Source organism: Kitasatospora sp. NPDC059722 (assembly GCF_042733235.1).
GTDB lineage: Bacteria > Actinomycetota > Actinomycetes > Streptomycetales > Streptomycetaceae > Kitasatospora.
On sequence record NZ_JBHWGD010000081.1, the window covers coordinates 19,501 to 32,614 of the forward strand.

14 protein-coding genes are annotated in these 13,114 nt (G+C 72.3%); 9 read left to right on the top strand and 5 right to left on the bottom strand.

Annotated elements, in window-relative coordinates; all coding sequences use genetic code 11:
- Positions 1-47 precede the first annotated feature (47 nt).
- Complete coding sequence (locus ACFV4F_RS34500; RefSeq protein WP_380444187.1) at positions 48-503, top strand: GatB/YqeY domain-containing protein; 456 nt, start codon at positions 48-50, stop codon at positions 501-503.
- A gap of 110 nt (positions 504-613) precedes the next feature.
- On the opposite strand, the gene ACFV4F_RS34505 is transcribed toward ACFV4F_RS34500, so the two are convergent.
- Positions 614-2,974, bottom strand: a complete 2,361-nt coding sequence (locus ACFV4F_RS34505; RefSeq protein ID WP_380444189.1) for a transglycosylase domain-containing protein — start codon at positions 2,972-2,974, stop codon at positions 614-616.
- A gap of 426 nt (positions 2,975-3,400) precedes the next feature.
- Here ACFV4F_RS34505 and ACFV4F_RS34510 point away from each other — a divergent pair, with 426 nt between their 5' ends.
- Positions 3,401-3,724 (top strand): WhiB family transcriptional regulator, encoded by a 324-nt coding sequence (locus tag ACFV4F_RS34510; protein ID WP_030240986.1) that lies wholly within the window; start codon positions 3,401-3,403, stop codon positions 3,722-3,724.
- A 279-nt stretch (positions 3,725-4,003) separates the two neighbouring features.
- On the opposite strand, the gene ACFV4F_RS34515 is transcribed toward ACFV4F_RS34510, so the two are convergent.
- Both ACFV4F_RS34515 and ACFV4F_RS34520 read right to left on the bottom strand, forming a co-directional pair.
- Positions 4,004-5,179 (bottom strand): ArsA family ATPase, encoded by a 1,176-nt coding sequence (locus ACFV4F_RS34515; RefSeq protein ID WP_380508585.1) that lies wholly within the window; start codon positions 5,177-5,179, stop codon positions 4,004-4,006.
- On the bottom strand, positions 5,176-6,321 hold the full coding sequence (locus tag ACFV4F_RS34520) for an ArsA-related P-loop ATPase (RefSeq protein ID WP_380508588.1): 1,146 nt from the start codon (positions 6,319-6,321) through the stop codon (positions 5,176-5,178). Before ACFV4F_RS34520 ends, ACFV4F_RS34515 begins: the two co-directional genes overlap by 4 nt.
- 210 nt (positions 6,322-6,531) lie before the next feature.
- Here ACFV4F_RS34520 and ACFV4F_RS34525 point away from each other — a divergent pair, with 210 nt between their 5' ends.
- From ACFV4F_RS34525 to ACFV4F_RS34545, 5 genes are all read left to right on the top strand, one after another.
- Positions 6,532-6,690: a DUF4177 domain-containing protein gene (locus tag ACFV4F_RS34525; protein WP_380444195.1), complete on the top strand. Its 159-nt coding sequence runs from the start codon at positions 6,532-6,534 to the stop codon at positions 6,688-6,690.
- Entirely contained in the window at positions 6,687-7,154 is a 468-nt protein-coding gene (locus ACFV4F_RS34530; RefSeq protein ID WP_380444197.1) for a RidA family protein, read from the top strand. The genes ACFV4F_RS34525 and ACFV4F_RS34530 overlap by 4 nt, the downstream gene beginning before the upstream one ends.
- A gap of 72 nt (positions 7,155-7,226) precedes the next feature.
- Positions 7,227-8,090, top strand: coding sequence for an NUDIX hydrolase (locus tag ACFV4F_RS34535; protein WP_380444199.1), 864 nt, complete (start codon positions 7,227-7,229; stop codon positions 8,088-8,090).
- A 146-nt stretch (positions 8,091-8,236) separates the two neighbouring features.
- Positions 8,237-8,410, top strand: coding sequence for a hypothetical protein (locus tag ACFV4F_RS34540; protein WP_380444201.1), 174 nt, complete (start codon positions 8,237-8,239; stop codon positions 8,408-8,410).
- On the top strand, positions 8,407-9,240 hold the full coding sequence (locus ACFV4F_RS34545) for an MBL fold metallo-hydrolase (protein WP_380508591.1): 834 nt from the start codon (positions 8,407-8,409) through the stop codon (positions 9,238-9,240). The genes ACFV4F_RS34540 and ACFV4F_RS34545 overlap by 4 nt, the downstream gene beginning before the upstream one ends.
- An 85-nt stretch (positions 9,241-9,325) precedes the next feature.
- Here ACFV4F_RS34545 and ACFV4F_RS34550 read toward each other — a convergent pair whose 3' ends face one another.
- A complete protein-coding gene (locus ACFV4F_RS34550; protein ID WP_030240972.1) occupies positions 9,326-10,000 on the bottom strand; it encodes a Crp/Fnr family transcriptional regulator in 675 nt (224 codons plus the stop codon).
- A gap of 264 nt (positions 10,001-10,264) precedes the next feature.
- Positions 10,265-11,563 carry an MFS transporter gene (locus ACFV4F_RS34555; protein ID WP_380508594.1) on the bottom strand — a complete coding sequence of 433 codons (1,299 nt, stop codon included), beginning with the start codon at positions 11,561-11,563 and terminating at the stop codon, positions 10,265-10,267.
- Positions 11,564-11,669: 106 nt separating this feature from the next.
- On the opposite strand from ACFV4F_RS34555, the gene ACFV4F_RS34560 reads away from it, so the two are divergent.
- Both ACFV4F_RS34560 and ACFV4F_RS34565 read left to right on the top strand, forming a co-directional pair.
- Positions 11,670-12,251 carry a CGNR zinc finger domain-containing protein gene (locus ACFV4F_RS34560; protein ID WP_380508596.1) on the top strand — a complete coding sequence of 194 codons (582 nt, stop codon included), beginning with the start codon at positions 11,670-11,672 and terminating at the stop codon, positions 12,249-12,251.
- A 144-nt stretch (positions 12,252-12,395) separates the two neighbouring features.
- The coding region (locus ACFV4F_RS34565) for a helix-turn-helix domain-containing protein (protein WP_380508599.1) at positions 12,396-13,114 on the top strand (719 nt) is incomplete at its 3' end.

Below are 13,114 nucleotides of genomic sequence, written 5' to 3' on the forward strand. Positions count from 1 at the left end.
CCGTTAATGCCGGGCACCCGAACGCCGCAGGTGGGAGACTCGGGGCCATGACGACGCTCAAGGCGCAGCTGCAGGAGGACCTCACGGCTGCCATCAAGGACCGGGACGAGCTGCGCTCGTCCACCATCCGGCTCACGCTCTCCGCGGTCACCGCGGAGGAGGTGGCGGGCAAGACGAAGCGCGAGCTGTCCGACGCCGAGGTGCTCAAGGTGGTCACCCGCGAGGCGAAGAAGCGCCGCGAGGCCGCCGAGGCGTTCGACGCCGCGGGCCGGACCGACCAGGCCGCCCGGGAGCGGCAGGAGGGCGAACTGCTCGCCTCCTACCTGCCCAAGCAGCTCTCGGACGACGAGCTCACCGCCATCGTGGCCGCCGCGGTCGCGGAGAGCGGGGCCACCGGTCCGCAGGGCATGGGCGCCGTGATGAAGCTGGTGCGCCCGAAGGTGGACGGTCTGGCCGAGGGCGGCCGCGTCGCCGCCGCGGTGAAGGCCGCGCTGGCCGGCTGAGTCCCGGTCCGGGCACCGCGGCAGAAGCCGCGCAGCAACGAACGCGGAGGGCGCCCCCCGAGTGATCTCGGGAGGCGCCCTCCGCGTTCGTTGTCGGCCGGGCGGCCGGCTCAGCCGGTGCCGCCGTTACCGCCGCCGCCGTGCTTGCCGCCGTTTCCGTTCCCGCCGATGAAGCCCGGCGGGAAGGTGAAGCCGCCGCCGATCATCCCGCCGGCGTTGGTGCCGCCGCCGGGGTTGCCGCCGGGGTTGGCCGGGGGCGGCGGGTTGGCACCGGGCTGGGTGTTCGGGTCGCCGGCCGGCGGGCTGGCGGGCGCGGTCGCGTTCGGGTCCGGCTTGGGCTGCGGGTCCGGGATGTTGATCGTCTGGATGGGCTCCAGGGGCGTGCCCTTGAGCGCCTGGTTCATCGCCATCTGCCAGATCGGGCCGGGGCCGTCGGCGCCGAACACCTCGGTGAAGTGCTTGCCGCCGATGGTGATGTCCTTCATCTTCACGCCGCCGGCCGGGCCGCCGAGCCAGACCGAGGTGGCGAGCGACGGGGTGTAGCCGCTGAACCAGGCGGCCTTCTTCTCGTCGGTGGTACCGGTCTTGCCGGCGATCTTGCGACCGTCGTCGAGGCCGAGGGCGGCGGCCGTGCCCTTCTCGGTCACGTTGAGCAGGATGGTGTTGAGCGCGTCCGCGGTGTTCTCGGAGAAGGCCTGGCTGCACTGGGACTGCGGGACCTTGATGTCCTTGCCGTCGACCGTGCTGATCTTGTTGATCGCGATCGGGGTGCAGTACTTGCCGCGGGCGGCGAAGGTGGCGTACACGTTCGCCATGGTCAGCGGGCTGAGTTCGAGCGAGCCGAGGACCATCGAGGGGACCTCCTTGAACTCGCCGCCCTGGGCCGACTGGGAGATGCCCAGCTTGTTGGCCATCTGCTTGATCGCGCAGAGGCCGGTCTGCTGCTCCATCTCGACGAAGTAGGTGTTCACCGAGAGGGCCATGGCCTGCTTGAGCTCGTACGGGCCGACCTCGCCCGTCGACTCGTTCTTCACCGTGGCCTTGCCCTGCCCGGGCTGGGGGACGTTCTTCCAGGTGCCCGAGCAGGTCGACATGCTCGGGTACTCGATCTTGTTCTCGGACGGGAACGCCTGGGTGGGCGACATGCCCGACTCCAGGGCCGCCGCGGCGAGGATCGGCTTGAAGGTCGAACCGGTCTGGAAGCCGTTGCCGCCGCCCATCGCCGCGTCGACGTTCAGGTTCACCACGGTCTGGTTCTTGTTCGGGTCCAGGCCGTACGGGCGGGTCTGGGCCATGGCGAGGATCTTGCCGCTGCCCGGCTCCATCATGGTCGCGGCGGCCGACACCGAGTCGGTCACGTTGACCTTCTTGGTGACGGCGTTCTGCGCGGCGGCCTGCTTGTCCGGGTCGAGCGTCGTGTAGATGTTCAGGCCGCCGGTGTCCCACAGCTTCTTGCGGTCCGCCGTGGACTTGCCGAAGGTCGGGTCCTGCTTGATCACGTGGCGCACGTAGTCGCAGAAGAAGCCCATGCCGGCCTGGGCGGTGATGCAGCCGTTCTGCGGGTCCTTGTACTTCAGACCCAGCGGGGAGGCCTTCGCCTCCTTGGCCTGGTCCGGGGTGATGTGCTTGTTCTCGAGCATCTTGTCGATGACGACGTTGCGGCGCTTGACCGTGTTGTCCGGGTAGCGCACCGGGTCGTACGACGACGGGTTCTGCACCATGCCGGCGAGGGTGGCCGCCTCGGCGATGGTGAGGTCCTTGTTGCTCTTGCTGAAGTAGCGCTGCGACGCCGCCTCGACCCCGTAGGCCTGGTGGCCGTAGAAGGTGATGTTGAGGTAGTTGGTGAGGATCTGGTCCTTCGTCAGGTCCTCTTCCAGCTTGATCGCGTACTTGAGCTCCTGGATCTTGCGGCCCAGGGTCTTGCGCTGCGCCTCCAGGACGGCGGCCTGGTCGTCGCCGGCCTTCTCGACGTTGACGTTCTTCACGTACTGCTGGGTGAGCGTCGAGGCGCCCTGCGAGGCCGTGCCGCTCTCGGCGTTCTTGCTGACGGCCCGGAGGATGCCCTTGAGGTCGACGGCGCCGTGCTCGTAGAAGCGGGCGTCCTCGATGTCGACCTGCGCGTGCCGCATGAAGGGCGACATCTGGTCGGCGGTGAGGACGGTGCGGTCGCGCTCGTAGACCTTGGCGATCAGGCCGCCCTTGGCATCGAAGATCTGCGTCGCCTGGGTGAGCGGCGGCGTCTTGAAATCGTCGGGGATGTTCTCGAAGCTCTCCGCCGTGTCCTTGGCGGTGAGGCCGAGCGCGCCGACGGCGGGCAGCGCGAGGCCCGCCAGCAGGACTCCGGAGAGCACGCTGACGCCCAGGAACTTCACTCCGTGTCCCGCGAAGTCCAGCGGTGACCCGCGGCGCTCGCCGCGCGGAGCTCCGGTGTTGCCTGGGGGCTGGGGGGCCTGGGGGCGCTTCGGTGCCATGGGGAGAACCCTACGTCGCCGAATCCCCTCCATAGGGGCAGGTGTTCGCCTAGGCTTGTCACAAGCTTGCGACAGCTTCGGTGCGTCAGCATGACTCACTCGTGCGAGTGGGAAGACTTGCCCGAATTGCCGCTTTCCTGGCGGATTTCGAGGCCGCTGCGGGCTGCTGCACCCGGGTGAACGGTAGCGCTCCGTGATGACGCGCGCGGCCAGAGTTGCCGTGTCGCGCTTGGCAAGGCTTGCGACCTGCGATCACTCCAACGAGTGAGCTGACCGATACCCATAGTCCAATCGGGTCATTCGAGATTGAGCCCGAAGGGGCTGTTGCAAGCTGTCGTTCTTCCGTAACGTCCTCAACTGGCAACGGTGAATATGCCGTTGCCGCCGTGGGGGAGCCTCGAAACATCGGGAGAGGACGGCGCCGGCATGGGCTGGGTTGACGACTGGAGTGCGCAGGCCGCCTGCCGCACGAGTGATCCGGACGAACTGTTCGTCCAGGGGGCGGCGCAGAACCGCGCGAAGGCGGTGTGCAGCGGGTGCCCCGTCCGTACGGAGTGCCTCGCGGACGCGCTGGACAACCGCGTGGAGTTCGGGGTCTGGGGCGGGATGACGGAGCGCGAGCGCCGGGCGCTGCTGCGCCGCCGTCCGACGGTGATCTCCTGGCGCAGGCTGCTGGAGACGGCCCGGACGGAGTACGAGGAGTCCCTGGCCACCGGGGTGATACTGACGGACTACGCCCAGGCGGGCTGACCCGGCACGCGATCACTCGCCGGGCCGCCCCACCGGCCCGGGCCGACACCAGGTGCGACACGCCGCACCCGTGCGACGCCCCACGGCTCCGCACCGTTCGCGGAGCAACGCGACACAACGCAAGGCAACGCCACACAGCGCGAGGCAACGCCGGACAAGGCAACGCCACACAGCGCGAGGCAACACCGGACAACGCCACGCAAGGCAACGCGCGCCCGCTCGACGCTGACGCCCCGCTCGACGCCGCGCCGCTCAGGACCGCCGGCCCCGCCGCGCTCCCTACGCCCCGCCGCTCAGCCTGTCCCCGATGGCCCGCAGCCCGTCCAGGTCGTGCACGTCGCCCGGCAGCGCGGGGACCTCCACGATCGGCACGTCCGGGTACACCGACACGAAGCGGTCCCTGGTCCGGCGCTCCCTCGCCATGATCTGCATCCGTTCGGCGTGCAGCCGCAGCAGCCCCGCCGCGAGCAGTTCCGCCTCGGGCGACGCGTGCTCCGAACCGTTCTCCTCCAGCGCCTCGGCGGCCGCGATCGCCCGTTCCGCCGTGAGCTGCGGGGCCCCGGAACCGTGCACCCGGTTGAGCACCAGTCCGGCCAGCGGCATCCGGTCCGCGGCCAGCCGGTCGACGAAGTAGGCGGCCTCGCGCAGCGCGTCCCGCTCCGGCGCGGCGACCACCAGGAAGGCCGTGCCCGGCGCCTTGAGCAGCTGGTACGTGCGGTCGGCCCGCTCGCGGAAGCCGCCGAACATCGAGTCCATCGCGCTGACGAAGGTCTGCACGTCGGTGAGGAGCTGGGCGCCGAAGATCTTGCCCAGGGTGCCGGTGAGCAGGCCCATGCCGACGTTGAGGAACTTCATCGCGCTGCGGCCGCCGACCTTGGCCGGGGCGGTCAGGATCCGGATCACCCTGCCGTCGAGGAAGGACCCGAGCCGGTTGGGCGCGTCCAGGAAGTCCAGCGCCGAGCGGGAGGGCGGGGTGTCGACGACGATCAGGTCCCACTCCTCGGCCGCGCGCAGCTGGCCGAGCTTCTCCATGGCCATGTACTCCTGCGTGCCCGCGAAGCCGGCCGACAGGGACTGGTAGAACGGGTTCTCCATGATCGCCTTGGCCCGTTCGGGTTCGGCGTGGGCGAGCACGACCTCGTCGAAGGTCCGCTTCATGTCGAGCATCATGGCCTGGAGCTCCCCCTCGCCGCCCACCCCCTTGACCACGCGAGGGGTGTTGTCGAGCTCGGTCAGACCCATGGACTGGGCGAGGCGGCGGGCCGGATCGATCGTCAGGACGACGACCTTGCGCCCGCGTTCGGCGGCGCGCAGCCCGATCGCCGCGGCGGTGGTGGTCTTGCCGACCCCGCCGGAGCCGCAGCAGACGATGATCCTCGTCTTCGGGTCGTCGATCAGCCCGTCCACCGCGAGCAGGCTGCCCGTGCCGCGCACACCGTTCGTCGTCGTGCTCACGCCGCCCCCTGCCGCTTGAGTTCGCCCGCCAGCCGGTACAGCCCGCCGAGGTCCACGCCCTCGCCGAGCAGCGGGAGTTCGTAGGTGGGGAGCTTCAGGTGCTGGAGGTCGGCGCGCTGCGCGCGCTCCAGCTCGACCCGTTCGGCGTGCTCGCGGGCCTGCTCCAGGAGCGGGTCGAGCAGCGGGTCGACGGCGGCCCGGACGGTCTCCGGCTTGCGCGAGCGCCCGCCGAGCCCGGCCTCGCCGAGGGCCAGGGCGACCTCCTCCCGGTGGTCCCCGTCCGCCGCGGCGACCGCGGCCGCGTCCAGCAGCGGCGGCCGGACCATGTTGATCATCACGCCGCCGATCGGGAGCCCCGACTCGCGCAGCTCGGCGAAGCCGTCGACCGTCTCCTGCACCGGCATCTCCTCCAGCAGGGTGACCAGGTGCACCGCGGTCTCCGGCGACTTCAGCACCCGCATCACGGCCTGCGCCTGGGTGTGTATCGGCCCGATCCTGGCCAGGCCGGCCACCTCGGAGTTGACGTTCAGGAAGCGGGTGATGCGGCCGGTCGGCGGGGCGTCCATCACGATCGCGTCGTAGCTGCGGCGGCCGTCCGGGCCCTTGCGGCGGGAGGCCTCGCAGGCCTTGCCGGTGAGCAGGACGTCCCGGACGCCGGGTGCGATGGTGGTCGCGAAGTCGACGAAGCCGACCTTCTGCAGCGCCTTGCCGGCCCGGCCGAGCTTGTAGAACATCTCCAGGTACTCGAGCAGGGCCTGCTCGGTGTCGATGGCCAGCGCGAAGACCTCGCCGCTGCCGCCCGGGGCACCGCTGCCGCCCCGGCCGCCGGATCCGCCCGGGCCACCGGACCCGCCCGGCGGGTCCGTGTCGTCCGCGACGGCCGGCAGGCCGAGCTGCCGCCGGGAGACCGAGGCGATCCGGCGCTCCTCGTACGGCAGCGCGGCGATCCCGAACAGTTCGGCGATGCCCTGCCGGCCCTCCACCTCGACCAGCAGCACCCGGCCGCCCTCGGCGGCCAGGGCCAGCGCCAGCGCGGCGGCCAGGGTGGTCTTCCCGGTGCCGCCCTTGCCGCTGACCACGTGCAGCCGGACGCCCTCCCAGTCGGGGTCGCGCCGGGCCGCCTGGCCGGGGGTGCGTGCCACGCTCCGTCTCCGTCCGTCTCCGAGGGCCGTGGGCCGCTCCGTCGGCCGGCCCGCTCTCCGGTTGCCCTCTCGCGAGAGTAACCAGGGAGCGGGCCGGATGCCCGGAGCACCGGGGGGACCGGGCCTGAATCATGCCCGGTTTGTGGGCCACCTCACACGCCGGTCCGTCAGCGGGGCCGATCGCCGCGGCCGCTCGTCTAGAGTCTGGCCATGACCAAGTGGGAATACATGACGGCGCCGCTGCTGGTGCACGCCACCAAGCAGATCCTGGACAACTTCGGCTCGGACGGCTGGGAGCTGGTCCAGGTCGTGCAGGGTCCCAACCCGGAGACCCTGGTGGCCTACTTCAAGCGGGAGAAGAACGCATGAGCAAGGTCGAGTCGAAGCTCGCCGAGCTGGGTCTGAGCCTGCCGCCGGTGGCCGCCCCGGTCGCCGCGTACGTCCCGGCCCTGCGCGCGGGCGAGTTCGTGTTCACCTCCGGCCAGCTGCCGGTCGTCGACGGCAAGCTGCCGACCACCGGCAAGGTCGGCGCCGAGGTGTCCCCGGAGGAGGCCAAGGAGCTCGCGCAGACCTGCGCGCTGAACGCCCTGGCCGCCATCAAGTCGGTGATCGGTGACCTCGACCTGATCGAGCGCGTCGTCAAGGTCGTCGGCTTCGTCGCCTCCGCCCCCGACTTCACCGGCCAGCCTGCCGTGATCAACGGCGCCAGCGAGCTGCTCGGCAAGGTGCTCGGCGAGGCCGGCGTGCACGCCCGCAGCGCGGTCGGCGTCGCGGTGCTGCCGCTGGACGCCCCGGTCGAGGTCGAGCTCCAGGTGCGGGTCAAGAGCGCCTGACCGCTCCGGTCGTGATCACGAAGGCGGGGTCGGGCCTGTCCAACCCCGCCTTCGTGCGCTTAGCATCCGGGCATGGACCATCGAGCCACGACGCTCCCGATGCCGCCCGGCTGGCCTGCCCGGATCCGGGCGGTCGACTCCGGCGCGGCGACCCCGCCGGCGGCGAAGCCCGCCGCGACGGTGGTGCTGCTGCGCGACGCCGCCACCGGGCCCGAGGCCTACCTGCTGCGCCGACGCACCTCGATGGCCTTCGCCGCCGGCATGTACGCCTACCCGGGTGGCGGGGTGGACCCGCGGGACGCCGAGGCCGAGCTCGCCTGGGCCGGGCCCGGCCCCGAGGAGTGGGCGCGGCGCCTCGGCGTGGACGCCCGGACGGCGCAGGCGGTGGTCTGCGCGGCCGTCCGCGAGACCTTCGAGGAGGCCGGCGTGCTGCTGGCCGGCCCGGACGCGCGGAGCATCGCCGAGCCGCGCGACTGGAGCGCCGAGCGGGCCGCGCTGGAGGCCCACGAGCTGTCCTTCGCCGACTTCCTCCGCGCGCACGGCCTGGTGCTGCGCAGCGACCTGCTGGGCGGCTGGGCCCGCTGGATCACCCCGGAGTTCGAGGAGCGCCGGTACGACACCTGGTTCTTCGTCGCCGCCCTGCCGTCCGGCCAGCGGGCCGCGCTGGAGGTCGGTGAGGCGGACCGGGTGGCCTGGATGGCGCCCGCCGAGGCGGTCCGCGGCTACGACGAGGGCCGGTTCGGCATGCTGCCGCCGACCGTCACGGTGCTGCGCGAGCTGTCGTCGGTGCGGAGCGCCGCCGAGGCGCTGGCCGCGGCCGGGCAGCGCGCACTGGACCCGGTGCTGGGCCGGGCCGAGGTCCGCGGCGACCGCATGACCGTTCGATGGCCTGGGTATGACGAGCTGACCATCGACGGTGACTTCCCCGAAGCCTGAGCCCGGCCCGCGAGCCCTTCGCGGACCCTTCGCAGGCCCCCTCCGCAGACTTTTCCCAGCCCCTTCCACAGACCCTCCGCAGACCCTCCGCAGACCCGAGCACCACCGCAGGGACTCCACCACCGCAGAGAGAGGACCGACGCCCGATGACCCACAACGACGTGGCTCGCCGGACGGCACCCGAGATGCCCGCCCGCCGCCTGACCCCGCGCACCGCCGCCTGCGACCAGCCGGTCCCGTTCATCGAGGTGGCCCAGCGGGCCCTCGTCCGGGCGCTGCCGCTGCGCGCCCTGCACCGCGACGGCGAGGGCGGCCGGTGAGCGGACTCCTCCCGGGTGACCCCGCCGCCGAGGTCGGCGGCGAGGCCACCCCGCGGGCGCTCTGCGTGCTGGCGCCGAACCCGTCGCCGATGACGCTGGACGGCACCAACACCTGGCTGCTCTCCGAGCCCGGCTCGGACCTCGCGGCGGTGATCGACCCGGGCCCGCTGCACGAGGGCCACCTGCGCCGGGTGATCGACCTCGCGGAACAGCAGGGCAAGCGCGTGGCGCTCACCCTGCTCACCCACGGCCACGCCGACCACTCCGAGGGCGCGGCCCGCTTCGCCGAGCTCACCGGCAGCAAGGTCCTGGCGCTGGACCCGGCGCACCGGCTCGGCTCCGAGGGCCTGGTCGGCGGGCAGCGCCTGGACGTGGGCGGCCTGGACCTGCGGGTGGTCGGCACCCCCGGGCACACCTCGGACTCGCTGACCTTCCACCTGCCCGCCGACGGCGCGATCCTCACCGGCGACACCGTCCTCGGCCGCGGTACCACGATGGTCGCCCACCCGGACGGCCGCCTGGGCGACTACCTGGACTCGCTGCGCCGCCTGCACACGATGGCCTCCGAGCACGGTGTGCGGACCGTCCTGCCCGGGCACGGGCCGGTGCTCGCGGACGCCCTGGGCGCCGTCGACTACTACCTCGCCCACCGGGCCACCCGGCTCGCCCAGGTGGAGACGGCGGTCGAGGCGGGCTGCCGGACCTCGGCCGAGGTGGTGGCCCGGGTGTACGCGGACGTGGACCGCGCGCTGTGGCCCGCCGCCGAGCTGTCGGTGCGGGCGCAGATGGAGTACCTGGAGGAGCACGGGCTGATCCCGTACCTCGACTGACCGGCGGGAACGCCGAAGGGCCCGGCCTCCTCCACGGAGGGCGGGCCCTTCGGCACGCCGGGGGCGCCCCGGGAAGCCGGGCGGGTCAGCGCGAGCGGCGCGACAGCCGCTCGACGTCCATCAGGACGACGGCACGGGCCTCCAGCTTCAGCCAGCCGCGGCCGGCGAAGTCGGCGAGCGCCTTGTTGACCGTCTCGCGGGAGGCGCCGACCAGCTGGGCGAGCTCCTCCTGGGTGAGGTCGTGGGCGACGTGGATGCCCTCCTCGGACTGCACGCCGAAGCGGCGGGAGAGGTCGAGCAGGGCCTTCGCGACGCGACCGGGCACGTCGGAGAAGACCAGGTCGGACATCACGTCGTTGGTCCGGCGCAGGCGGCGGGCGATGGCCCGCAGCAGCGCGATGGACACCTCGGGGCGGGCGTGCAGCCAGGGCTGGAGGTCGCCGTGGCCGAGGCCGAGCAGCTTGACCTCGGTCAGTGCGCTGGCGGTGGCGGTGCGCGGTCCCGGGTCGAACAGCGACAGCTCGCCGATCATCTCGCTGGGGCCGAGGACGGCGAGCATGTTCTCGCGTCCGTCCGGCGAGGCGCGGTGGAGCTTGACCTTGCCCTCGGCGACGACGTACAGCCGGTCGCCCGGGTCGCCCTCGTGGAACAGCGACTCACCACGGGCGAGGGTGACCTCGGTCATGGAAGCGCGCAGCTCGCCGGCCTGTTCGTCGTCGAGTGCCGCGAAGAGTGCGGCGCGCCGCAGAACGTCGTCCACGTGCTTCCTCCTTCTCGGCCGGTCGGCGGGTGGGCCGTCCGGCGCAAGTTCCGTTCTGTGCTCTGCATCACCAAGCATGGCGCATGTCGCTCCGATCATATGAGGAGGGGGTGCACCGAGGTGTCCTTCGCGGGGCCATTCGTACGGTTCGGTCCCCGTGTCCGTGCGGTGGGCGCCGGTCGGCGCGGCGACGCGCCGAACCGGGGTCGCCCAGCCCCTCCCCCGAGCGGGCCCGACGACCCCGGTGGTCCGGGTGGGCGCCGGTCAGGCGGCCGGCGGCGGCAGGGCGCGCAGCCGGCTGACCGGCGACAGGGCCAGCGGGACGAGCATCAGCGCCGAGCCGACGGCGATCGCGACGAGGCCCCGGCGCAGCCCGAGGGCCCCGCCGATGACGCCGCCGAGCAGTCCGCCCAGCGAGCCGCCGCCGAACAGCAGGGTGCGGAAGGCCGCGTTCATCCGGCCCATCAGCGGCTGCGGGGTCAGGGTCTGGCGCAGGCTGACCATCACCACGCCGGCCACGGCGAGGCCCAGGTAGCCGATGAAGAACGAGCCGACGAACAGGGCCGTGCGCACCGGCTTCGGGCCGTCCGCGAACGCGACCAGCAGCGGGCTCGCGAAGATCGCCGCCATCGACACCGCGTAGACGGGTCCGAGCCGGAACCGCCTGACGACCCGCCCGGAGACGGCCGCGCCGACCAGTCCGCCGACCGAGGAGGCGGAGAACACGACGCCGATCCAGGTGGGCGTCAGTCCCTGGTCGCGCACCGCGTACAGGACGAACACCGTCCACACCGAGACCATCGAGAAGTTGCAGAACGGACCGAGCAGCGCCAGCGGTCGCAGGACGCGGTCGCCGAACACCCAGCGCAGGCCCTCGGCCAGCTCCCGCCCGAGGTGGCGGCCCGCCGCGGGCGGCTCGGGGCGCGGTTCGGGCGTGCGGATCCACAGCAGCGTGAGCAGCGAGACCAGGTAGGAGAAGGCGTCCGCGACCAGTGCGACCGGCGCGGTCAGGGCGCCGATCAGCAGTCCGGCCAGGCCGGGCCCGGCCACGTCCGCGGTGGAGGAAGTGACGCCGAGCTTCTGGTTGGCCTCGACGTAGTGCTCCGGGTCCTTCACCAGGGTCGGGACGAAGGACATCCAGCCGACGTCGAACAGGACGGAGAAGACGCCGATCGCGCAGGCGAGCGCCAGCAGCACCGGCAGCGTCAGGCGGTGGGCCGCGGCCAGCAGCGGGACCAGTCCGACGAGCACCATCCGGGCGCCGTTGGCCAGCAGCATGGCGCGCCTGCGCGGCATCCGGTCGACCAGGACGCCGAAGACCAGCGCGAGGCCGAGGTAGGGCACCAGTTGCAGGAAGCGCAGCAGGCCGACCTGCTCGGGCGTGGCGTCGAAGGCGATGACGGCGGTGAGCGGCAGGGCGAGCGTGGTGACCTGGCTGCCGAGGAGCGAGAGGGTCTCGCCGGACCAGAACTTGAGGAAGTCCCGGTTGTGCCGCAGCCGGGCGGTCGGCGGCCGTTCGGCCGGACGGGTCTGCGGGCCGGGTCCGATCGCGGTGGCGGTCATCCGGTGGTACTCCCCCCGAGTCGATTCTTATGGTTGATGGCTGATCAACCGTGAGAATCATGGCAGTCGGACTTGATGGTTGCAAGGGGTGGCTACCATTAGGTCCATGGCTTCCGACACTGCTCAGGAACACCCGGCCCCGTCCTCCCCGGGCCTGCCGCTCGCCGTCGCGTTCGCGAACACGCTGGTCGCCGTCCGCGGCAAGGTCCGGGACACCGTCGGGACGCCGGAGGAACTCGCCGGCTGGCTCGGGTCCGAGGCCGACGCCCCCGGGCTGTCCGTCGACGAGGCGGACCTGGCCGCGTTCCGGGCGCTGCGCGACGCGGTCCGCGCCGTCCTGCACGCGCACGCCGAGGGGGAGCCGGTGCCCGCCGCCGAGGTCGGGCGGATCAACGAGGCGTCCGCCGCCGCCCCGCGCTGGCCCGTCCTGACGGCCGCCGGAACCGGGATCGCCGTCGTCCAGCGGACCGGCCGCGACGGGTTCCCCGCCGCGCTCGCGGCGCTCGCCCACGGCACCGCCGACCTGCTGGGCGGTCCGCTCGCGGCCGAGCTGCGGGCCTGTCACGGGCCGGGCTGCGTCCAGTTCTTCGTCAAGGACCACCCGCGCCGCGAGTGGTGCGGGCCCGCCTGCGGCAACCGCGCCCGTGCCGCCCGCCACTACCACCGGCAGCGCGAGCAGCCGGTCTGACCTCCGGGGAAACCCGACGCCCGGGAAAACCCGACGCCCCAGGGAAACCGGGCCTTCGGGGAACCCGGCCCCGGAGAAAAGCAGTACGCCCCGGAGGACGCTTGGGTTCTAGGGATCGTTGCAACACCCTGACCGGGGACTGCAATGACCTTCGAGATTCGTAAGGAACGGACCAGACAGGGGCCGCGCAAACTGGTCCGTGAGCAGGCGGAATACTTCCGGCTCATGGACCAGGGGCTGAGCAGCCAGGAAGCATGCCGGATCGTCGGGATCAACTTTCGGACCGGCAAGCGATGGCGCAACGGCAGTCAGCCGACCGGCACGAGGAAGGGGAAGCCGCCCGTTCAGCGGCCGGCTTCCCCTCTGCCCGACTCCTCCCGCCATTCGCGGGAGGAAGAGCGCATTCACATCGCGGACCGGCTTCGTGAGAAGGCATCGATCCGCTCGATCGCTGCCGAGCTGGGCCGTAGCCCCTCCACCGTCAGCCGCGAGATCAAGCGCAACCGGCACCCCGACAGCGAGGTCTACCGTCCGCACGCGGCCCAGGCCCGGGCTGACGCCCGTCGGCCACGCCCCAAGCCGCGCAAGATTGCCCGGAGCCCCGAACTAGGGGACTTCATCCAGGAACACTTGGACAGGAAGTGGAGCCCGGAGCAGATCTGCCAGGCTCTACGGGCACGGTTTCCCGAGCGGCCGGAGATGCACGTGGTCCACGAGACGGTCTATCAGACCCTCTACCTGCAAGGACGCGGTGAGTTGCGTCGCGAGATCGCGGCTGCCCTGCGCTCGGGACGCACCTGGCGCCGGCCGCATCGCCAGGCCCAGCGGCGCCAGCCACGGTTCACCACCCCGATGGTCATGAT